The organism is Stutzerimonas kunmingensis (genome assembly GCF_032106285.1).
Taxonomy (GTDB): Bacteria; Pseudomonadota; Gammaproteobacteria; order Pseudomonadales; family Pseudomonadaceae; genus Stutzerimonas; species Stutzerimonas kunmingensis_B.
Window position 1 is genome coordinate 1 of record NZ_DAMCPO010000004.1, and the last position, 21,698, is coordinate 21,698.

The 21,698-nt window shown below is 59.8% G+C and carries 16 protein-coding genes and 1 pseudogene; 2 read left to right on the top strand and 15 right to left on the bottom strand.

Going from position 1 to position 21,698, the window contains the following annotated elements; all coding sequences use genetic code 11:
- Positions 1-464: 464 nt before the first annotated feature.
- Both RT582_RS04285 and umuC read left to right on the top strand, forming a co-directional pair.
- Entirely contained in the window at positions 465-761 is a 297-nt protein-coding gene (locus tag RT582_RS04285; protein ID WP_376785666.1) for a LexA family protein, read from the top strand.
- Complete coding sequence (gene umuC, locus RT582_RS04290) at positions 754-2,031, top strand: translesion error-prone DNA polymerase V subunit UmuC (RefSeq protein WP_313476663.1); 1,278 nt, start codon at positions 754-756, stop codon at positions 2,029-2,031. The genes RT582_RS04285 and umuC overlap by 8 nt, the downstream gene beginning before the upstream one ends.
- A gap of 168 nt (positions 2,032-2,199) precedes the next feature.
- Here the strand turns inward: umuC and RT582_RS04295 are convergent, their stop codons facing one another.
- The 15 genes and pseudogenes from RT582_RS04295 to RT582_RS04365 form a co-directional block, all read right to left on the bottom strand.
- Positions 2,200-2,418: a hypothetical protein gene (locus tag RT582_RS04295; protein WP_313476665.1), complete on the bottom strand. Its 219-nt coding sequence runs from the start codon at positions 2,416-2,418 to the stop codon at positions 2,200-2,202.
- A gap of 118 nt (positions 2,419-2,536) precedes the next feature.
- The gene (brxL, locus tag RT582_RS04300) at positions 2,537-4,585 is read right to left on the bottom strand and encodes a protease Lon-related BREX system protein BrxL (RefSeq protein WP_313476667.1); all 2,049 of its coding nucleotides are present in this window, start codon (positions 4,583-4,585) and stop codon (positions 2,537-2,539) included.
- Complete coding sequence (gene pglZ / locus RT582_RS04305) at positions 4,585-6,903, bottom strand: BREX-1 system phosphatase PglZ type B (RefSeq protein WP_313476669.1); 2,319 nt, start codon at positions 6,901-6,903, stop codon at positions 4,585-4,587. Before pglZ ends, brxL begins: the two co-directional genes overlap by 1 nt.
- 19 nt (positions 6,904-6,922) lie before the next feature.
- Positions 6,923-8,386, bottom strand: coding sequence for an ATP-binding protein (locus tag RT582_RS04310; protein WP_202634005.1), 1,464 nt, complete (start codon positions 8,384-8,386; stop codon positions 6,923-6,925).
- A 320-nt stretch (positions 8,387-8,706) separates the two neighbouring features.
- Entirely contained in the window at positions 8,707-9,348 is a 642-nt protein-coding gene (locus tag RT582_RS04315) for an HNH endonuclease family protein (RefSeq protein WP_313476673.1), read from the bottom strand.
- 29 nt (positions 9,349-9,377) lie between these two features.
- A complete protein-coding gene (locus RT582_RS04320) occupies positions 9,378-9,686 on the bottom strand; it encodes a hypothetical protein (protein WP_237730194.1) in 309 nt (102 codons plus the stop codon).
- Positions 9,687-10,037: a hypothetical protein gene (locus RT582_RS04325; protein WP_313476675.1), complete on the bottom strand. Its 351-nt coding sequence runs from the start codon at positions 10,035-10,037 to the stop codon at positions 9,687-9,689. It abuts the gene before it with no gap.
- A 50-nt stretch (positions 10,038-10,087) separates the two neighbouring features.
- A pseudogene (locus RT582_RS04330) lies at positions 10,088-10,282 on the bottom strand (GmrSD restriction endonuclease domain-containing protein); the annotation flags it as partial.
- A gap of 137 nt (positions 10,283-10,419) precedes the next feature.
- Positions 10,420-12,243, bottom strand: a complete 1,824-nt coding sequence (locus RT582_RS04335; RefSeq protein WP_312726643.1) for an Hsp70 family protein — start codon at positions 12,241-12,243, stop codon at positions 10,420-10,422.
- A gap of 2 nt (positions 12,244-12,245) precedes the next feature.
- Positions 12,246-13,451, bottom strand: coding sequence for a hypothetical protein (locus tag RT582_RS04340; RefSeq protein WP_312726645.1), 1,206 nt, complete (start codon positions 13,449-13,451; stop codon positions 12,246-12,248).
- Entirely contained in the window at positions 13,448-14,551 is a 1,104-nt protein-coding gene (locus RT582_RS04345) for a hypothetical protein (RefSeq protein WP_218422420.1), read from the bottom strand. Before RT582_RS04345 ends, RT582_RS04340 begins: the two co-directional genes overlap by 4 nt.
- 104 nt (positions 14,552-14,655) lie before the next feature.
- On the bottom strand, positions 14,656-16,026 hold the full coding sequence (locus tag RT582_RS04350) for a hypothetical protein (RefSeq protein WP_313476678.1): 1,371 nt from the start codon (positions 16,024-16,026) through the stop codon (positions 14,656-14,658).
- 13 nt (positions 16,027-16,039) lie between these two features.
- Positions 16,040-17,680, bottom strand: a complete 1,641-nt coding sequence (locus RT582_RS04355) for a hypothetical protein (protein WP_279648541.1) — start codon at positions 17,678-17,680, stop codon at positions 16,040-16,042.
- Complete coding sequence (locus tag RT582_RS04360; protein ID WP_279648542.1) at positions 17,673-18,185, bottom strand: SMI1/KNR4 family protein; 513 nt, start codon at positions 18,183-18,185, stop codon at positions 17,673-17,675. The genes RT582_RS04355 and RT582_RS04360 overlap by 8 nt, the downstream gene beginning before the upstream one ends.
- Positions 18,186-18,256: 71 nt before the next feature.
- Positions 18,257-21,583 (bottom strand): Eco57I restriction-modification methylase domain-containing protein, encoded by a 3,327-nt coding sequence (locus RT582_RS04365; RefSeq protein ID WP_313476682.1) that lies wholly within the window; start codon positions 21,581-21,583, stop codon positions 18,257-18,259.
- Positions 21,584-21,698: the final 115 nt, after the last annotated feature.

Consider the following 21,698-nt stretch of genomic DNA (forward strand, 5'->3'; position numbering starts at 1 on the left):
GGGGAGGTCGCTACTTTTTCAACAGAATCGGCCGCTTGCTGACGTTCGCGAGCAGTCACTGGGGCTAGCCCATCTTTGACGTACTGGCGAAGCGAAAGCCTGCCGGAAGACTATTAGCGCTCGGTGCCCTGCTTCAACAACCCGGCGCCGTGACGTCTCCCACCCTACCAGGGCAATGTTCGCGGCTCAGCTCATCAGCTAGCCAGCAAGGCTTTTTTTTACGAAAGGAAGCGACCACAAGTATCACCTCCCGTCACGCACGATTGACGCCTCACCCACGCTTCGCAAATACTGTCTAAACATCCAGTATCCAAGTATACCCCGTGGACAGCATTTCGCTCCTCGGTCCTGTCGCGCTGTCGCCGACGGCCATCCCATTTTTTCTACCAACCGTGCCCGCCGGGTTTCCCAGCCCTGCCCAGGATCACCTGGAGCAGCGAATCTAGCTCGACGAGCTTTTCAAACTGCACCGCCCACAGATTTATCTCGCTCAGGTTTCCGACCATAGCCTGACGGGGCTCTGCATTCTCGACGGGGACTTGGTGCTGATCGACAAGGCGCTGCAACCACGCCGCGAGGACGTGGTGATTGCCTGCCTCAACGGCGATCCGTTGATCAAGATTTTCGACATCGAGCAGCAGCAGGTTGTGTTGCGCTCGGCCAACCCGGCCTACCCACCGCGTTATGTACTTGAGGGCGAGGAGCTGCACATCTGGGGCGTCTACATCGACCTGTGCCGGCAGGGACGAAATTGTGGCTGAGCAGGTTATCGCGCTAATTGACTGCAACAGCTTCTACTGCAGTTGTGAGAGAGTTTTTCACACCGACCTGATCCGCACGCCTATCGTGGTGCTGCCGAACAACGACGGCTGCGTGGTCAGCCGCACGCCGGAAGCGAAGGCGCTCGGGATCAAGATGGGCGAGTCGTGGTTTCAGATTCGCCGGCGCTTTGAGGCAGCCGGGGGCGTGGCGTTTAGCTCCAACTACGCGCTGTACGGCGACATCAGCGAACGCGTGATGACCGTCATTGAGGGCCTGGTTCCGCAACTGGAGGTCTACAGCATTGACGAGGCCTTCGCGGAGCTCACGGGCATCCAAACGGATCTGGTGCACACGGGCCGAGAGATCCGTGCTCAAGTGCTCGCCGCCACGGGTATTCCCACCGGGGTCGGCATCGCACGTACCAAAACACTGGCGAAGCTTGCCAATTTAGCGGCGAAACGCTGGCAGAAGCAGACCGGGGGTGTAGTGGATATCACTGACCCGCAGCGCCGAGACAAGCTGCTTAAGGCTGTGGCCGTCAATGAAGTCTGGGGAGTCGGTCGGCGGCTCACCGAGCGCCTCGGCGAGATGGGTATACGCACGGCCTGGCAACTGGCCGAGGCGGATGCCTGGACCCTGCGGAAAACATTCAGTGTGGTGCTGGAGAAAACCGCACGCGAGCTGCGGGGTACGCCCTGCCTGGAACTGGACAGCGTGGCACCGCCCAAGCAGGAGATCTGCTGCAGCCGCATGTTTGGGCAACGTCTGCACGACTTGGCGCCCATCCGCGAGGCGGTCGCCAGCTATGCCGCTCGGGCCTGCGAGAAGCTGCGCGCTCAGGGCTCGGTGTGCAAGCGGGTTCGGGTCAGCATCCGCACCGGCATGTTCAACCCGGACGAACCAAAATTCGCCAAGGGCATGTTGTGCGAGCTGCCCTACCCCACCGACGACACCCGGCTAATCACCCAGGCCACACTCGCCGGCCTCGATGACTTGTATCGCCCAGGTTTTGCGTTTTCGAAAGCCGAGGTGCTGCTGATGGAGCTCTGCGGGCGCGGCGAATTCACAGACGACCTATTCGCACCCATTCAGCCGGCGCACTCGCAGCGCGTGATGGCCGTGCTGGATTCGATCAATGCCAAGTGGGGACGCGGTACGCTGCGGCCCGGCGTGGTACCGGCGACTCCCGCCTGGAGCATGCGCCGCGAGCTGATGAGCCAGAGCTTCACGACGCGGGTGGATCAATTGTGGAAGGTTTCCGTGCGGTAACCGCCGCAGCTATACCGCTTCTCCTGGAAGGGAAAAGGCCTTGAGCAGCAGAAGCGCGGCCAAGGGATACTCCCAGTGGCGCACCGGCACGCTTGCAGTCAATCACCATCCGAGCAGGCCAAATCCCTACCAGGAGCAGTGGCGAGTCCGGCCTATTACCGCATTCATTCAGCTGACGGGCATCGACAGCCGCTGTTGCTCGAACGTGATCCGGTTCATCAGGCAGTATTCCACCGGGTAGCCCTGTTGGTGCTTGTCACGCAACAAGTTGCTTCCCACGAAATAACACGTGCCTACATAAAACCTCAGACCGCCCGAGGGGTACTTGTCGCTCAGCAGGTGCGCTGTCTCTCCCTGGATCGAAAACCCTTTGATGTCCGACCACATGAAGCTGACGCCGCCGCACTCCAACCCGGCGTCCGTTTGTCGAGATCGACGAAACTTACGTTGCCATTGGTGATAAATCGCCCCCTATCCAGCCACACCATACGACCACTCAAGCTCATCACTCAACAATTGCCTTTAAAAACGCATCCCGCGCATCTTGATAGAACTGGATATCGATCTTAGTGGCCATTTCATCAGATAGGTCATAGAGTTGACGACGCGCCGTCACCGGCATCAGCAGCGTAATAGCACCCTTCTCCACCGCCAGCTCGGCAATGCTGACTGGGTTGCGTATCGGCTCGATGGAGCCGCCCAGGTTGATTTCACCCACTACGATCAGACCGCCACGCACCGATTTTTTCAGTAGCGCGCTGCACATGGAAATCAGCGCCGCAATGCCCAGCTTGGAGCCACGCTTGGCGGCATCGAAGGCGCGCAACTGGATCGTGAACTCGTGGGCTCGCGGATCGCGGTCTCCGATCAGTTGGCCCGCACGGGCATAGAGGTTCTGCTCGGCGTAACGAACCGATTCCTTGAACGCGGCCGGCGCCGGATTGTTGAGGATCTTGACCCCCGATCCGGGACCTTCATTGACCTCGATCCGGTATAGGCCTGCGTTGTCATCGATATCGCCGCCCCCCTCGCTGATTGTCCAGATCTGCCCAGGTTCAAGCGGGTCGTCGCCAATCTCGTTGTCGGCACGCAGCTCCGGGGTGGCCACGAACTTCTCCACGCCATCGTCGCCGATAAAATAGCTGAAGTGGGTATTGCGGAACTCGGCCGAGCCGATGCGCTTCTGCTGCTCCTTGACCCGGCGCCGCACTTCCAGAGCCAGGCGCACAGCCCATTCCAAATCCTCATCGCTGACCGGAGTCGAGGCATCTGGATATAGCAGCTTGAGAAGGCCGGACACCGTTTTGTTCACCGCGTTGGTATCGCGACCACTGAGGGCTCCGCCCAGATGTACGCGATTCTGCAGAACGCTGATCCGGCTCTGGTAACGCAGACGGCTTAGGCACTCGGAGAAGAAGTCGCTGACCAGGCCGAAGTGGTCGGTAGTCAGCTCGCGATTCATCTTTGGCACATCCCAGCCCGGCAGGTAGCAATGGATGCGATCCATCCAGGCAGTATCGTCACGCATTTCGGCCGGCAGCGGGCCGAACAGATGCCCTACGCGCTGCTGGTGCTCGACATCGACATCAAAGTTGCCCACGAACACCAGCGAGCCATCGGCACGAATGCTTTCCTTGCCGCGACTGAACTCGCCGGACTCCATGTAGCCCTTCATGATGTTGATCCCCTCCTTGGTATCGAAGGAGATGCCGCTGATCTCGTCGAAACACACCACGTCGTATTGACATACCAGGCCACGCTGGCCGCTGGCATTGTTGACGAACATCTTGGCGATGGTCGCCTTGCCGCCAGAAATCAGGTGCGCATACGGGGAGATCTGCTGAAACAGGTGACTCTTGCCGGTGCCGCGGGGTCCCAGCTCAACCAGGTTGTAGTTGCGCTCGACGAAGGGAACCATGCGCAGTAGCAGGGCATCCTTGGCGCGGTTGTCCAGTCGCTCCGGCTCCAGGCCGATCGAGCGCAGCAGGAATTCCTTCCACTGCTCGGTGGTGAAGGCCTGCCGGGCGGCTCCCAGGCTGTCCAGCACATCGCGCTTGGAGAGCTGTATGGGACGGATATCCTGGATGCCAAACGGGTTACCACGCTCTTCGGCGATGGCAGCGTCGTACTCGAGGGTGACCTCCGCATAGAAGCCCCCGGTCAGCAGACGCTCGTTGTCGTCCACCAGCTTGTCGGCGATTCGCACATTGCTGAGCTGGATGCTAGGCAGCGTGGCCAGATAGCCATTGTCCTTCTGGCTGAAGCGGGCACTGACCAGATCGATCAGCTTGACCGTTCCATTCTTGTAGGCTCGAGCCTTGAACAGCTCCTCCTCGCCGGCACGCACGGTGCGTGAGGAGAGCTGGCGCTCGACGATCTCAATGCCCTCCTCTATCTCGGCAGGATCGGTGCTGGCGCAATAACGCCCGAGCATGAACTCCACCACATAGGTCGGTACCGGAAACTGGCGGGCAAAGGTACGCACCAGATCCTTGCGCACGATATAGCCTTCGAGAACCTCGGCCGCCTTCACATCCAGGGCATCAAGCTCCATCACGCATCCTCTCCTACCACTGTCGCCTGCTTGGCCAGCACAGTACCGGCATCATCAACCACCACCAGAACCGCTGCAGAACCTTGCAGATCTTCGTCCTCCACCATCAAGCTGCACTTGCCGTCTTTCAACGGCTTGGCTCGCACAATCGAGCTATCAACATCCGCAGGACTGATACGCAAGTCAGCAGACAAGCCAGATGCCTCGCTTTCGATTTCAACTTTGCAGGTCAACCCCACCCAACGCGACTTTGTGATGCAGACCTTGGCCAAGGCCTTCTGAGGTTGGCGCGTGTTGATCACATCGATCACCGGAGTCAGACACTCCTGCAGGCTCAAACCACCATGGCCATAATGATTTCCAGCTTGGAACGCGCTGGCACCTGGAGGAACCGCGATGGTCACCTCGGGATTCCAGTGCCAGTTCACTGTCGGCAGGCCTACCTGCCCGCTCTCCTTGATCTCGGCACAACGAGCCCAGCGGCTGTCGGTCTGATGCTTGGCCAGCTCCACCTTGCTCATTGGCTGCGGCGTCAACAACCAGCCGTGGTCGGTTACCAGACGCACCTTGCGCCAGTCTGCCTGCAGCAGCTCCTCGACACGCGCAACAACCTCGTCCAGCAGTGCATCGATACGTCCGGCCAGCTTGATCTGCCGTGTATGGCCCTCACCATCGATATCGCCGGTCTGCACCCAAGCCTTGCCCGCGGGACTCCCCGTATCGGCCGCATCCAATACCTGCCAACCGGCCTCCTCCATCAGCTTGCGGGCATAGTGGCCCGACAGCGGCTTGTCTTCTGTAAGCAGGCTGGGCTGGAAATCGGTATCGCTGCTGCGTCCGGTTACCTGGGCATGAATCGGCATCACTGCCGCCTTGGCCGTAGCAGTCACCGAGGGCAAAGCCGACCAGTTGAACGTCTGGCGCACCTCACCGTAGGGTTGCAGACGCTGCAGCAGGCGCTGGGCTATATCGAAGCGCAGACCATCAACAAAGAAGACCACTTCGCCGCTTGGCTGATAGCCGCTTACGGCCTCGTTGACCCCTTGACTGCCTGGATACCCCTGATTGCGCACCAGATTCTGGAAGTTGAGTGCCGTCTCGTGCAGCCAGGGGGTATAGATTATGTCGAGCAGCGACTGCACCAGCGTCTGGATCTTTGCCTCTCGCGCTTGCGCCAAGGCACGCAAAGCCGCGTCATCCACCTGCCAGTACTGTTCACGATAATGCCTGGCCATCTCCTCCACCGTAGCACCGGACAAAGGCGACCCAGCCAGATGCGCTATCCGCGCTAGGTACTCCAGCAGCTGAGCCATAGGAGCCATGCCCAGTTCCGCCCAGACCCAGGTGCGCCTGAGCCCATGCTGCTCCTCCAGAGCCAGCAGATGCTTGCGCAATTCCGCCGGTGCCATGGCACAGCCTGCCTGCAAGGCATTTTCCAAGCGTTCCTCATCCTGCTGATTAAAGCTCGGATAGCCCTCGACGTCCGCAGCAAGATCCGGCTGCGCTAACGCCAGCACACTGACCAAACGCGCATAGGGCTGTGGATTCTCGACAAAGCGTTGCCACACCTTCGTCCATGCCCCATGACGAGCACACAGGCGCTCAGCCGCCACCAGCTCACCGTCGCACTCGGGATGGAAGCCAAACTCGCTCTGGCAAACGCCACAGAAGGCCTCCCAGCGCGGCCCCGCCCAATCGCCCCGCACGAACTTCGCATTGCTCAACCAGGTCAGCAGGTCGCGCACGGGATCAGTGGTTAGCAACTGATTGAAATCGCTCGCCTCCAGCCGACGCCCCTGCAGCTGACTGATCTCGCAGTCGAGAATGGCTTCCAAAGCACGCAACAAGGCCTGCTGGGTTTTGGCATCCTGCGCCACATCCAGCGCCAAGCCACCCTTGGCAGTTACCAGAAAGGCATTGGCTGTCCAGTCACGCGCGTTGATCTGACTCCACAACGTACCGCGGTACTGCAACTCGGCCAGCGGTTGCAGCTCGATCGGGCAGGACGCAATCGCTCGCAGATCCTGACGGCTGACACCTGGCAGATAGAGAATCGGCGTGACACCCTCCGGCAAGACAATCTCCGGCAAGGTCTGGGCAATCACGCACTTGAGCCATACCGCTGGCCCCTGGTGCCGCTCAGGGGCGTAGTCGCCCAGACAGAACAGCTCAGGCATCACAGCCTGTAACTGTCCCAATACCGGTAGCCACTCGCGCTCCTTGTCTGGCCACAGAATCGCCGCAGGGGCGGCCTGTGCGCTTGCGTTGTACTGCGCAGTACGACGCAGACTTTTGCTCAAGGCCTCGATCACTTTCATCAGATGCTCATCAATTTGCTTAAAGGCCAGCTGTCAGCATGACTAAGTCCTGGGGAATAACCCCTTCAGCAATAAGACGCTGTGCCAGCTCCGGACTGATCGCTGGAGCTATCGCTACATACTCTGCAGTCCACGATTTGAAGCGCGGCTGCGCATTCAAAAACCGCTCCGCAGCCATCTTGAGATCCGCAATCGAGCCTAAAAGCCTCGACTCATTGCGCTTGCAAGTCCCAAAGCGGATCCGCTTTTCATCAGCGGCAATTGCAACCAAATCAATCTCGACATCACTGCGGTCCCAGTAACCCTGGATTCGCTCAGAGAGAGGGAAATCCCCAAGGCCACGGCGGCTACGCTCTTCATAAAGCTGACCGGCCATATCTTCAAGCGCAAATCCTTCGACCTGCATCAGTCGCTCATCTGCCTGCTTCAGCAATGCCTCCAGCGGACGAAATGCAACTGCCGAGACAGGCTGCTGCAATGCCGACAGCCAGGCTCGCAAGAAATTATCTCGGATGTAATAGCGACCTGAGCGGGCCTTGGGTGGAGCGAAAATCGGCAACCGGCGTTCTATCATCTGATAGCGCTCAGAAAGAATTTTCAGATAGCCACCCACTTGCTTGACCTCGCCAGGGCCGGAGACTTCAGCCATGGCCGCTTCAATATTGGCGTTGGTACACCCAGGATGCTGAGCCAGGTATTGCAACAGCATGTCATAGCGACCACGTAGCTCGCGTAGGAACCAATTATCCGCTTCGTTGCGTAGAGGGGATGAGCTAGAGAAAAACAGCCGGCGCAAAACTTCGCTTCGGCCAGCGGATAGTACGCTCTGCTCATAAGCATCACGATAGAACTTGGGGACGCCCTCGAACAGGCTCCACAGGAACAATAACCGCTCTGGCTCTACGTCTGCATGGGCCTGGAGGATTTCAAGAATTGAGCTGATGTCCAAGTGTCCCAACTCAAGGGAGTCGGTAGTTCGATTGAACAGTGGAGCATCACGATCCTCGAGAAGGGCTGTCATCTCGGCATGCAGAGATCCCAGAACGATCAGCCCCCCTGGCACGCTATCAGCTTTGGCTGCCAGTCGGTCCACCTCTGCCTGCAGCAAAGAACAGAAGTCGAACAGGCGCTTGCGATGAAAATACTGGAACTCATCCAGAGCAATTACATACCCGGCCTCGGCCAAGCGACCGATAAGTTGGGCTAGCTCACCCAAGCTGTGAACCCGCTCGGAGATTCCGAAGGTGCTCAAGTAGCCGTTGCAGGCTGCCACCACCCCCGTTGGATCGGAGTCAGGAATCTGTATATACAGCGTCTGGTCGACGCCCGCAGCCTGAAGAGCCTGCTGGATGAGCGTTGTCTTGCCGATGCGCCGCCGCCCAGAAATCTGCAGAAAGAACCAACGCTTGCGCCCTAGAATCTGCTGCATCTGCAGCAACTCATCGCGGCGGCCGTAGAAAGACCAAGGCTTGGACTGCGTCATCGAATCGGAACCTTGTGTAAGGTAAAAATTTTTAGGCTATGACAGGAACAGCTCAAAGCACTTGAACAGACACAGCCAAAACCCGCAAGACACCTAATATAAAACTTTTTACCTTAATCCTCTAGACCTCCAAAGGCCTCATTAAGCTTGAGCTTTTGAGGTTTCCCATACAAGAAATTGCATCGCTAACAAGACCTCCGAACACTAACATTACGAGCGTTAGCGCGCTGATTTCATGCCAGAAAGTCACACGGAGAGACTCTACCCTGCAGCACCCTGAGCACATGGGATATTGCCCCGGGAGTCTCGTCAGCGATCCTTCAGGACAGCCGCCAGCTCCGCCACAACACCTCCAGCAACTCCTCCTGCCGCCCCGCCACCACCTCCGGCGTCCAGCTGCTGGCATGCAGCACCTGGCTGGTCAGCGCATAGGTCGTAACTCCGCTGCTTCCGGCGAAATAGGCCGTCTTCTTCCGGTCGAAGTCATAGTTCAGCGCTCGGGAGTTGCGCGCACGGGTCAGAGGCACCAGGTTGGCCAGGCGATGCAGCCAGCGCGCACGCTCGTCAGCATCCGGCCAGGTCTCGGCCCATTCACTGCTCGGATCGACGGTCTGCGGCAGCACGTGCTCAATGGTCAGCACGTTCGGCGTGTAGTTGGCTACCATCGCCGAGACGAAAGAGTCCAGGCGCAGGATCAGAGAATTGCGCCGACGCGCCGTCATTTCATAGACGTTGCCGTTCAGCGCCCGCAGCATCTCCTCGCACTCGGCCGGGGCCAGCTCGATACGGTCGCCGAGAATCCTCCGCTCGAGATCCTCCAGCACCAGCGCGTAACGCTCGATCCGCTGATTCACGTTCTTTGCGGTCACGTGCAGGTAGGCCGCAAGGCGCTCCAGGCGAGTGACGAAATCCAGCACCTGCTGCGTATCGCTGCCATGGTTCGCAAGGAAAGCAATCGCCACCGGCAGCCAGTCGGAGTTGTCGATCCGATTCAGCCAGGTGAACAGCTCGTTGATCCCCTCGGCGCTGCTGGTGGATACGTGCTGCGCATTCTGGCGATCAGATACGCCTTGGCGTAAGGCTCTACCACCTTATCGATCAACGCCGCCGATGAGGTGATGCGACTCAGCACATGCTCACGGAACTCCTCCAGCAACATGCGCCGCGCCTTGAAGCGGGCGTAGATCATGCGGATATGGCTGAACAGCTCGGTGAAGCCATCGCGCCCGGTGGCAACCTCCAGCTCCTCCCAGCGCTCGTTGAAATCGTCGCGCTGCACCTCAGGCAGCTTGCCGATCACCTAGGCCTTGATGATGTCGGTGGGCAGCAGTTCCAGCCCGCGATTGTTCAGCACAGAGAACACCCGGAACGCCGACTGCTGGCTGGGAGTGGTCACCGCCACCAGGAAACAGCGCATTACCAGGAAGGAGCCGAATGCAATCAGCCGCGCATTAGCGGAGAACTTTTCCGCCAAACGCTCCAGCAGCAGGCGAGCGTTGGCCTGAATGTTGCGCTGTGACTCGTTGTCCAGACGGGCCGGATCAACCTGCACCAGACCATCGAACTTGAGCCCCTGCACATACTCGGCAAAGAAGGCACAGTCACGCTCACGCAGGGCAAGACGTGGCTTGGGCGCCAGCTGCCGGGCCACACTTCCCGGTTCACGAATGAAACCATAGAAGTCCGTACGATCATCCCCGGTCAGCAGAGAGTCAGCGCTGCCAGCAGAATGGTCAGCGTGGTCAGACGCTGCTGGCCATCGATCACCTCAGCCAGCGGCTTGCCCTCGTCCTTGATCAACACAATGGAGCCGAGGAAATAACTGTCCTCGCGCTCCTTCTCGAAGAAGTCGTACAGATCATCGAACAGCTCGCCGGCCTGATCACGCGTCCAGGCATACGGCCGCTGCTACGGTGGGATCACATAGTCGAACTCGGAACTGAAAATCTTCGCCAGCGGGTACTCGGCACCACTGATCTTCTTACTCATCCTAACTGCTCACTTCTCACGTTCCGCAACCTGCGGAAGCCAAATCAGAAATCGAATACCACGCGGCGGACATTACCGGTTGCGCCAGAGGCACACTGGCACAAGAGGTCGTTGCTGCGCCGCCCACAGCCGCTACAGGGGGTGTAGTAGAGCTTCTCCCGTACCTGCAAGTGCGTGAGAGCAACCAACGTGTAGGATGTCATCTGCTGCACTTCATACAGATACTCACCCGGAACTAAGGACTTGTCCTCGCGCAGCGCCAGATTCGACCGAAGCAACACCGCACCCTTACGGTCGCTGAAGCTCCGGCCTTCCGGCTTTTTTAATGTTGCGCCCTCTCCCGGCTGCCAATCATTACCCGCCAGGCCGCCGAGACTCAGACCAAACTCGAGGTTATGGACCTCAGTTGCGTCCCGATCGTTGAAAACAGTCGAGCATGCCTCGACCTGCAGGATCAGATTTTCATCTATCCGCATGTCCAGCTCGACGCGCTCGAACAAGCGGCTGCTCTTGTCGTCCACCTTGACGCTGAGGCTGGCCAGATTGGTCCGCGGGTCGCTGGCCTGCACATGCCGGCCATGGCGGCGTGAAGGCACCTCCAGCTGGATCTTTGCCACGCCATCTCGTGGATCGGTGCAGTAGAGATTGAGTCGTTCGGCTTGCTGAATCGAGCCCTCACGCGGCATTTCCGATCCCGCCTTGATCGCCACATGGCGGGTATCACGCGCCAGTGCCAGCTCGATGTTCTTGGCGAGCAGAAGATTGGCCCGGTCATGGGCAATCCAGGCGGCTCCCTTGGAAATGATCAGTTGCCCCTCTTTCGAAACACAGAGCCGCTGCGGACCAAACATCTCCAGCAGCCGGGTCTTGACCAGTGGCATGTTGACCATACCGCCGGTAGCCAGGCACAGACTGATATCCGCAGCCTCGAACCCCACCGATCCCAGCAGAGTACCGATCATCTCCAGCCCCTCGGCCAACTTGCCGCTGACGATTTCCTCGAGCACTTCGCGAGACAGCCGGTAATCAAGGTCGGGATCGGCCTCGCTGGTACGGAAGTAATCGGGCACATAGATCTGTGCCTGGCTCAGGCTCGACAGGTCGATCTTGGCCCGCTCGGCACGTGCCAGCAGCTTTTTCTCGGCATCTGCCGCAACAGCCACGCTCTCGAGAGCCGCATGCTCTGCACGGTGACGACGTACCACCTCATTCATGATCGACTCATCGATCACGTCACCGCCCAGGTGGCTGCAGCCATGGTTGGCAATCTGTACCAGATAACCATCGACCAGCTGACACAGGGTCAGGTCGAGCGTGCCGCCGCCCCAGTCGAACACCAGCATGTACTGGCGATCCAGGCGACGGATCTCGCTGGCAAAATCAGGCAAACCGCGCAGATGGCCATACAGTGCCGCCAGCGGCTCATGAACGAATTGATCGATCGTTACCCCCGCCAGGCGAAACGCTTCGCGCAGATCACGGCGACGCTCGCCATTCATGTCGACCGGAATGGTCACCACCGCGCGGCTGTAATCACCCGGCCGCTCATCACGGGCATGTCCAGTCACATAGCGGACGATGTCAGCCACCATCTGTCGCGGACTGCGGCTCACCCCATCCACATGCACCGAATGCTTGCCGAGCTCGGTTTTCGGCGAGCGCACCACGTTGCCGATAACCCCCAGCCCGGAGCGGGACAAGCGGCTCTTGGCATCGTGCCCGACGATTACCTCATCGCCGTCATAGCAAACCACCGACGGATGAGGCAAACCACCATGATCCTCATCCACATAGGCGATACAGCGATCACCCTCGACCACCGAGATCAGGCTGTTAGTCGTGCCAAAATCAAACCCGTAGATCGCCATGCTTACCTGTCCTTGATCCGACTGATTTCCTTGTTCAACTTTTCGACCACGCTCCCCAGGTACTCTCGAGCCACAGCCACCTTGGGCGGATCCCTGTCCAGCGCAATCAGCACATCCTGAAGGATGAGCAGCTCGCTGGTCAGCACACGCAGAACCTGCCCACGCAAACGCGACAGGTCATCATTGGAGTGCACTTCCTGGATACGAGACTGTTCCTGAACGGCATCCAACTGCGCCTGGAGCTCATGCAGCAGGGCAGCCTGCCCGGCAAGTTCAGCCTCGCATGCCTTCAGCCGCTCTTCGGCCTGACCTTTGGCCGCAGCCAACTGGCGCATCTCCCGCTCAAGCTGATCCGCCCGGGCATCGGCCTGCTGGACCAGGCGCGCCTGATCATCCAGCAACCAGGTCAGACCCGGTACATCCGCGAACGGCTGAGTGGCGAGCAGACGAACCAACCCATCGCTTCGCTCACGCTGCAGCAGACTGGGCGCAAGGAGCGAACGACGCAGCACGCCGACCAGCTCGCGAGGCGCGGCACCCTGATAGAGGCGCCACTGGCAGGCCAGATAAAAACCGCACTCCAGACGCTTCTGCGCCTTCTTCTTGTCCGCAGCTGGCGCCTCGGAGGCAGCAACCGTCTGCATGGCCTCCCGCACCTCGTTAGCCATGGCTTCTAGGCTCAGTCCGTCATCCACCGTGCGGGGCAGCCAGGACTCCAGCGAGTATTTTCCCTGCCCATTCACCCGCCGACCGACCTCGGCAGCGAAGAAGCGCAACTGCTCCTCGACACCCCGATACCCATTCAGGTCTGCAGCCAGCAGCATCAGGTTGAGGCTTTTCTCCAGGGTCTGATCTTTCTCTTGTGCAAGCGCCAGCAACTCGTAACGACGGACCTCTTCGATGCGAGCGTTCTTCATCACTTTGCGCAACGTTGCATCATTCAGCGATTTCGTCCTGCCAGCGTAGAAATGCGCGAGGAAGTCACCCAGGCTCTCGATCTTCTGCTGCTCCTGGTCTTTCGACTTGCCGGTAGCCCCTGGAACCTGCTCACGCACAGCGTCGCCGGACTCGGCCACTGTCTCGACGGAAACCTGTACCGGTCCCTCAGCCGGCGCTTCCTGGCGCTTGGCAGGCTGCAGCATTTCTTGCGCCCCGGTTTTCCGGTTCATCACTGGAACGCTGGCAGGCTTGCTCTTCTTGTCACTCATGGATTCATTCTCTCCAACATCCGCTCGGCATAGCCGGCAAAGATCGCATCATTCAGCAAGCGGCGCGCCATCCGCCGCGGCTCGTCTGGCGACCGACAGGCGGATCCCCACTCCAGCCAGAGCACAGCAACCTTGGCTCGGTCCTCTGCCGTCCAGAGTGGACTGGCAATGGCCTGCTGCAGGTCATCCAGCGCCTGGGCCTGACGCTTTTCAGGCAATGCCATCCAGCTCAGAATCCGATCGGTAGCGTGATCAATCGGCAACCGTGCCTGGGCCTTCTGCGGCGCTACTACGCAACCTTTTGCAGACCTGCCAGCCCAACCGGCAAAACGAGTGGCTGCCACAGCCAGCGCCGGCGCATCAGGCTGGCTTGCCGCCTGGGCGAAGCTGTTTAGGGAAAAGTTGATGATGCCGCGCATGGTGCGGGCCATCGGCCTGTCGACATGACGCAAGGCCTCCAGCGCGCGATTGAAACGCTCCTTGTACTGAGCGTGATCGAGCTGCGTATCACCCCGCTGATCCTTGGCGAGCACACCGTAGAGATACTGGCAAACCCCTTCCAGGTATTCACTGGCTGTCTTCAACGATGTACAGGCCTCGGCAAAACGCCGGATATCATCGACATTCAGCGCGTTATCGATGAACAACGTGGCGAATACATCTTCAAGCCGCTGCAGCTCGGCAAGCTCCGGAATACAGAAGCGCAGCTCGAATCGCTCCGTGGCGTCCTGATTGCCGAGCTCCAGAACATGGAAGCCCTGACGGCACTCGGCCAGTGTCTGAAACAGCGCATCCGCCGTCATCGCCTGTCCGTTCAGTACAATCCACTCACAGCTGCCCAGCAGCCAGTCCGCAGCCTGGAGCGGCGCATGGATGGTCGTCACGCCGTTACCCAACGGCTGCCCGCGCAACAGGAGTTCCGGCTTGCGGTACGGGTGGGCCGCGAAAAAGTGCTCGCGCCGCGCCTGCACACTGTCGAAGCGCGCCGAGCAACGCGGGCACTCGTAAACAATCGGCTGCAACACTACCGGGGGCGACTCCGGGATCCTGACGCTGCCACCAGCATTCCCCGGGTCGATAAAGCTCAGATACCAGGCCATCCTTTTCCCTCAACCATCATCGCAACGCGCTCGCGGGCGTTGTACTGCACATGCACGCAGGAGCTCGGGGCCGGAGTTTGTGATTCATCCCCCGGCCTTTTCCATCAAATCAGCGCAAAGTGCTGCGCCACCTGCCAGCCGAGCGAGCCCAGCGCTAGGATGGCTACCGCCGCAATGGCCAGGCGATTGCTGCTGGCGCTCTTCTGCTGTTCAGCCTGCAGGGCTGCCAGCTGTTCCTCGGCGGCCTTCAGTGCTTCGGCCTTGCCGCTCAGGTTGGCCTCCAGGTGCTGAAGACTACGTTCCAGCGATTCGCGCTGTGCCTGCAGTGCCTGCAGTGCCTGGGTCTGCTCCTGCTGGGCGGTTTCCTGCTTCTGCTCGACGCCCTTGACCGTCTCGCGCAGCGCCAGCACCTTCTGCTCCACGGTCGCAACCATGTCCTGCTGGAACTTTTTCAGTTGGGCAGAGATGGCTTCGCGCAGTTGCTGGGCAGCGGCATCCTGAGCAGCTGCTTTCTCCAGAACGGTCTGGATATGCGCCTGCAGCTGCTGACCGATGCTGGTTTTGAACTCGGCCGTGTCGCTGGCGAAACGTTCCAGCTCAGCCTGGGCGTGTTGCGATTGGGTGGAGAAGGCGCTGGTCAGCTGTTGTTCGAATGCTTCGCGATGCTGCCCGAGAGCAGCGATGGTCGACTCCAGCTGCGCTTCGAGCGCTGATTTGAGCTGAGCACTCTCGGCAGCGATGTGCTCCAGCTCAGCCTGGGCCTGCTGGGATTGCGTCGAAAATGCACTGATGATTTGCTGCTCGAAATCAGCATGGCGCTGCTCCTGCTCGGCAAAGCCGGTGTTCAGACGCCCCAGGCATTGCGCGACAGAGTCATTCAGGTAGTGCTCAACGCCCGATCTCAAGGCCTGGTTGGCCACGCTGATACGGCTTTCCGCTTCCTTGACCAGCTTGACGCATCCGACCAGTTGCTGCGCCTGCTCCTGGGTCAGCCCCTTGGCCTCCATCAACCCCTGGTTGGCCTGGTTGATATCCTGCTGCTGCTTCTCCAGCAACTTCTGCTGCGCGAATATCTTGCGGTTCTGCTCCTCCAACGTGTCAGTCTGGCGCTTGAGGGTCTGCTGCTGATCCAGCAGGATGCGCTGCTGGTCGTTCAGCACCTTGGAGATTGCCGTGTTGACGATCAGCAGTTGCGAGGATTTCTGGGTCAGGCGCCCGATGGATTTGTTCAGGTCGATCTGGGCGTCCTGAACCTTGTCGTCGCGGTCGTTCCACCAGTTGCCGATGAAGTTCCCATCTTTCTTTTCCTGCCGCAGACGCTCCAGGCGCTGGGCATCGGACTGAACCGCATCCTGCTCGGCGGTCATGCCGTGGAGCAGCTCCTTGATGTTGCTGTCGCGAATGATGCGTTCTGGTACATCCACAGACGAAAAGGCCTGGATGATCTGAAGTTCCTGCTTGTTCAACGCGGTCATATCCATTGTCCTTTCAAAGGGTTTTCAGGAAATCTTCGATTTCCGACTGACTTTCATTGATGAATTCGATCATCGCAAAGCTCTTGGCGACCTGTTCACCGGTTTCGGCAACGGTCTTCTCCAGGCTGGCCAAGGTCGCGCTCGCGGCAAGGCCTGCCGAACCCAGGGTGACACCGATGCTTTGATACAAGGTGATCGATTTCGAGTAGTTCTCGATATTGCCCAGCGAACTCTCGGACAGGGTCACCAGCTCATTGGCGAACTCGTCGCGACGCTTGGCGTCGGCCAGCAGCTCGTCCATGAATTTTTCACTCAGGGAGTGCCGGTAGCGATCAAACAGGCAATCGATCTGGTAGGCAAGGAAGGCCGACAGCAGGCCGGTCATGATGCCGATCAGCACCGGTGTGATCAGGTCCGCGAAGGGCTTGAGGAAGGGCACGGTCGCCATGAAGGTGGCCACCGTCTCGTTGAGCAGCAGGCCGACCGCGGTGACCACCACGGTGGTCAGGATCTTCAGCCCTTCCTGCAGAGCCTGGTCGCCGGTCATGTGCTTGGGCGGTAAGAAGATCATCTTGAAGGCGCGGAACAGGCCGAGCAGGCCCTCGCGGATCACGGTAACGAAGCGCTTGGCGGTGGAGAGGAAGTTGTTGATCAGGAAGGTCAGCAGGTTGCTCATGAAGCCGCTGACGCCGCCCTGGAACATCTGCCCCACCGCGTCGGGGATCTTCTTGACGACCGACTCGATGACGCGCGCCAGGCGCTGGCGAATCTCCTCGAACAGGGTCTTGCCGGCCTCGACGCCCTGCTTGATCAGCACCTTGAACTCGTTGAACAGGCCGTTTACCAGCTCGGTCAGCAGCAGACCGAGGGCCTGGCGCATGCCCATCAGCGCGGCCTGCTTGCCGCCAGTTTGTAGCAGCTCAGTGGCTTGTTTCTTGAGCAAGGCATTACTTGCTACGCTGTCGACATGCTCTGTAGCCGTTTCATACTTGGCATCGCTTTTTTCTTTGTCGACACCAAAATGCTCCGCATTACTTTTACCATCACCTTCTGACTTAGGCCTCTCCTCCCACTCCTTGAGGTCATGACTCCATTTAGAGGCATTCAGAGGTTTATTTGTAAGCGCCAGATTACGGTCATCATTAACGACCTCCTTGATGGCATCGACATTAACCTCGCCATCTACAACTTTCGCAAGCCCCAACTGGGCTTTCTTGTTTCCATGAACAGCCTTCACCGCAACGACATGATCCAGCTCAGCAGGAGTACTCCCACCATCAGGCATCTGGACCCGTCCATCCGCATCCACCTTGTAGCCTGTATACTCATCCACACCCGCAGCTATCTTGGCATCCCGCTTCGCATCCCACTCTGCCTGAGTCAACTCATACTTATCACGAACTTCCTTGCTGTATTCCTCACGTGAGTGAGCATACAACTTGCGATCATCCTCGGTAGCAACATACGGCTGCTCACCTTCATCATAATCTCGAGAAAAATTGTGCAGCGTGGTTACATTACCGCCATTCTTATCCTCGAACATGGCCATCGAGAGTCCAAACGGCCCAATGATCTGTGACAGAACCTGATGCTGACAGTCATCAAACAGCTTCTGGAGACGCTGCTCTTTCAAAGAAATCATTTGCTCATCCATGACACTTGTCCTTTACTTCGCCACCAAGCCATTCGCTGAAACCGTTACTGACCACGCATCGTGATTCAAAATCATGTGAAACCTCAATCACTTGCCCGACATAACCGCCAAGGGCGGGGTCAAGATCCAGGCACAGATGGTCACCACGGCCATTGGAAACGAAAGGAATCCAACCGGTACGCCACCAGCCTTCCCCTACCCCTCGATCAGGCGCACTGGACCGCTCATCAAACTCACCCTGTTCCAGCAAGTCACGCCAGACAGTCCACTCGGACAGTATCTGATCCACACTCAGATACCGCCCCTTACTAAACAAACTGCCGGCTCTCCCCCTCTGCCCGTTATGCACCTTCAGACACGCGACAAAATCGGCAGGCAGGGTCACGCCGAGCTTCTGCTCCAGTTCACGGATTTCGGCGTCGATGGCCGGGGGGTTGAGGTCGGCCAGTAGTGCGGGGTTGTTGGCCTTGAGCCAGGCTTCGAGCCTTTCCCATTGTTGCTTCATGACAACTGCTCCTTGTTGGCAACGCTGACAGGGTGTGCCCGGCCAGGCCCTGGGGCGGGCCGGGGTGGTGTTCAGGTGCGGGCGGCTTTCTTGGCGGCCAGGGTCAGATGATGGTCGTTGATCCGGGCGCCTTCCTTTTCGCCGTATTGCAGGCCCAGGGTGTACCAGGGAGCGCTGGGGACGTCGGTGCCGCGGTCCTTTTTCCACTCGATGTTGAGCTTGGGTTTCTTGTTGTGGCGCAGGACTCCGGCGGTCATGAACGGGCGGATGTTGAGGCGCACGCCATCGTTGAGGTTGGGTTCCCAGCCCATGGGTTGTTCGGCCAGGGGTTTCCAGCGCACGAAGATGTCGTACGGGGTTTCGCCGACGAGGATGGCTTCAAGGCGGGCCTTGAGGTTCTGGGCGGCGCTGAGGCGGATGTCGGCGCCGTCGAGGTTCTGCTCGACGCCGTGCTGCTGGATGCGGATCCAGTCGCCGAGGTAGGTGTAGATCAGCCGCTCAAGGTTGGCGCGGGTGAGCTTGTGGTAGTTGACTAGGGCGCTGAAGCCGTCCTTGAGGCCGTCCCAGACGTGCCAGACGTGCCAGACGAACGGACGGTGGTGGAACAGCTTGCAGTGCTGCTCGAAGAACTTGTCGCGCAGCCAGGCGTCGAGGCTCCTGGCGCCAACCTGCTCCAACAGCTGGTTACGACGCGGCGGCGTCCAGTCGCTGCCGAAGGCGGCCTGCAGCAGGTTTTCCAGGCGGTCGGCAGCGGCCTTTTCGCCGCGCACCGGCGGCAGGCAGACGATGCCGTCGTCATCGGCCAGGGCGTTCAGGCTGGCGCTGCGAGCGATCCAGGCGCGAGCTTCGGCGGACAGCTCCATTTTGGCATCCGACTCGGCTGGCCAGTGGTAGCCGAGCAGGCGAGCGACGGCGACCTGCAGTGGCTCGGTAGAGGGCTGCGGGTGGCCGTGGAAGATCCATTGAGTGGGATCGTCGGAGTACGGCTTGGGCAGGCCATTGGGGTAGCGTTCGGCAGCGACTTGTTGCCATTGGGAAAGGTCGAAGGGAACCTTGACCAAGGTCGCGCTTGTAACGTTCACCTTTTGATCAATGCTGCGTACAGCTTCATTGAATTCAGTTGAGGAGCAGAAACACCAGACTGCGGGTAAATGGCCAATATCTCGCGGTACGATAGTCGCACTGTTCATATCCCAAGGACTCCCGCCGTTCAAAGTGGCTGAGAGCCCCCCCATCTGTCGAACGGCAACACCAGCACTAGTCCACGCAGATTGTCCTTGAATGCGTGCTGCACTTGATGAGGCTAGTGTTCCTTTCCCACCCTCCCACAGGAATATTTGCTCCTTGCCAGCGAAATGGGTGCTCTCATCTCCTGTGGACTGAAAACTCTTCCACGCCCCCCCCCACCCTCCCTGCTCCCAGAAGAAGCAAATGAATCGAGGGTTATCACCTGTTGTGATCCCTTGGTACGAAGCTGCATAGCGCTCAAGAAGAGGCAGCGCTGATCCTATCTCTAGAGCTATGCGAGCATCGGGATTCGTCAGCTGTCCCTTCTGGCTGATCGTCACCAACTTTCCAGCACGTAACACCTCGGCCTTTTCTAGCGTCGAGCGAGGCGTACTGGCATCTACCCCGCTCAACTGGCACTCATCGCCAGGACTAGCTCTGCTCTGGGTCAGCAAAATGACGTTGACTACCTCACCGCTGATCGTATCGAAAGCTCCCGAGCCCAAGCGTGCCAGCAGATTCCAGCTCACCGTCTTGAGCAGATGCTCGCGCTGCTTCTTGTAGCTACCCAGAAACAGCCAGTTCTGCGGCATGACAATCTGCACCACGCCCTTGCCCGTGGTCAGCTCTAGGCAGCGCTCCAGGAAGACGTTGGCCAGATCGTTCTTGGCCAGCTCGTAGTAGCTCTCGCAGAAGTCCTTGAGGGTGTCGCACTGTTTGTTTCGAGTCAGATAGGGCACGTTGGTGATCACCAACTGATAGCGCTGCCCGAGCAGCTCGGCTGCCCTCGCCAGGCCCTGGGCGATGATCGCCGCTTCGTGCAGGTCGTCCTCCCCCGCCTCGCCCACCACCAGTGCCTTGGCCAGCAGCGGCTGTACATCACTCCAGTCGGCGGTAATCAGGTCGCCCCGGAGGCTGCGCGCTGGGTCGATCAGCGAGCCGAGGATCGGCGCATCGCTAAAGGTGTCATACAGGCGGGCCATGCCGGCCTTGAGTTCCGGGTTGTCACCAGCCAGCGCCAGCCACTGCTCGCGCGGGGTCTCGATGCGCTGGCCGACGCAGGCGATGTTCAGCGCCGGCAGGCTGCGGTAGCCGCCGGCAGCCGGGTAGCGCCAGGCCTCCAGTGCCACGGTGAAGGCGGCCAGCTCGACACAGCGCTGGTCCAGCTCCAGGCCGTGCAGGTTCTGGCGCAGCACGGCGTCGATGGCCTCGCGGGCGCTGAGTCCTTCAGCGGCCATGCGCATCGGCACCAGCATCAGCAGGATGGCGACCAGAAAATGGCCGGAGCCGCAGCAGGGATCGAGCATACGGAAGTCGGCGAGGTTATCCGGCCAGCCGGAGAAGGTGCCGGCGGCGGGAGTTTCGGACACTGCGTCGGTCGCGGATACATCCGCCCCTACAGGCTCTTGGGCGGGGAAGGTGCGCAGGTAGGTGAGCGGCAGGATATGGCGCTGCTCGGGGTAATGGGTAACCCACCAGGCACCGAGGCTGTTGTCGAGGAGGAACTGCACCATGTACGGCTCGGTGAACAGCTGGGTGACCGGGGAGAGTTCGTCGGCGCCGATCTTCACCCCGGCGGCGTTCACTGCGTCCTTCTGTTTGGCCTGCCAGTATTGGTAGACCCAGCCGAGGCTGTCGCTGGCCTGGAAGGTCTGCGGTTCGAGAGCGGCGATCAGCTTTTCCAGATCACGGACGTGGTTGAAGGCCAGCGGCACAGCCAGCACCGGTGAATCAGCGCGAAACACCTGGGGCAGCATCCTCGAGGCCAGCTTGCCGGCCAGTTCCCAGCCATCGGCGCAGCCTTCGTCGGCGGCCAGCTCCTGGCATTCGTCGAGGGTCAGCGCGGTGTGCTCGTCGTACATCAGCAGGTGGTTCTGCTCGAGGAAGCGGGCGAACAGCATGCGGTGCCAATGTTCGTAGGCGACCTCGATGCACAGGCGGCGGGTTTCCTGCTGGCCGTTGCTGCTGCGCACGTCGCCGAGCTGGCGGCCGTGGGCGCGCAGACGGTTGCGCAGGGCGCGCTGATCAGCGTCGAGGTAGCTGGCCGCGCTGGCGTCGCCGACGCTGAAGCGGGTCAGGGCTTCAGCGGCCGCCTGTTCGGCGATCTCGCGGGCCTTGATAACGGTGGTTTCCAGTTGCTTGCGGAGCTTCTTGTCGAGGGCTTGGCGCATGGACGGTTCCTTGGCACGGCGGCGTTGCCGTCGGGTTACGCCGCTGCGCGGCTAACCCGACCTACGGATTCGGTGGTGGACAAGCCGCGGTGCGGCGTTGTCCACCCTACGGGTT

What these genes read in the sequence shown, in the direction of transcription:
- RT582_RS04340 (WP_312726645.1), bottom strand. Translation starts at nt 13,451, where the DNA reads ATGAGTGACAAGAAGAGCAAGCCTGCCAGCGTTCCAGTGATGAACCGG.
- RT582_RS04335 (WP_312726643.1), bottom strand. Translation starts at nt 12,243, where the DNA reads ATGGCGATCTACGGGTTTGATTTTGGCACGACTAACAGCCTGATCTCG.
- pglZ (WP_313476669.1), bottom strand. Translation starts at nt 6,903, where the DNA reads ATGAAAGTGATCGAGGCCTTGAGCAAAAGTCTGCGTCGTACTGCGCAG.
- RT582_RS04310 (WP_202634005.1), bottom strand. Translation starts at nt 8,386, where the DNA reads ATGACGCAGTCCAAGCCTTGGTCTTTCTACGGCCGCCGCGATGAGTTG.
- RT582_RS04345 (WP_218422420.1), bottom strand. Translation starts at nt 14,551, where the DNA reads ATGGCCTGGTATCTGAGCTTTATCGACCCGGGGAATGCTGGTGGCAGC.
- brxL (WP_313476667.1), bottom strand. Translation starts at nt 4,585, where the DNA reads ATGGAGCTTGATGCCCTGGATGTGAAGGCGGCCGAGGTTCTCGAAGGC.
- RT582_RS04295 (WP_313476665.1), bottom strand. Translation starts at nt 2,418, where the DNA reads ATGTGGTCGGACATCAAAGGGTTTTCGATCCAGGGAGAGACAGCGCAC.
- RT582_RS04350 (WP_313476678.1), bottom strand. Translation starts at nt 16,026, where the DNA reads ATGACCGCGTTGAACAAGCAGGAACTTCAGATCATCCAGGCCTTTTCG.
- RT582_RS04355 (WP_279648541.1), bottom strand. Translation starts at nt 17,680, where the DNA reads ATGGATGAGCAAATGATTTCTTTGAAAGAGCAGCGTCTCCAGAAGCTG.
- RT582_RS04365 (WP_313476682.1), bottom strand. Translation starts at nt 21,583, where the DNA reads ATGCGCCAAGCCCTCGACAAGAAGCTCCGCAAGCAACTGGAAACCACC.
- RT582_RS04360 (WP_279648542.1), bottom strand. Translation starts at nt 18,185, where the DNA reads ATGAAGCAACAATGGGAAAGGCTCGAAGCCTGGCTCAAGGCCAACAAC.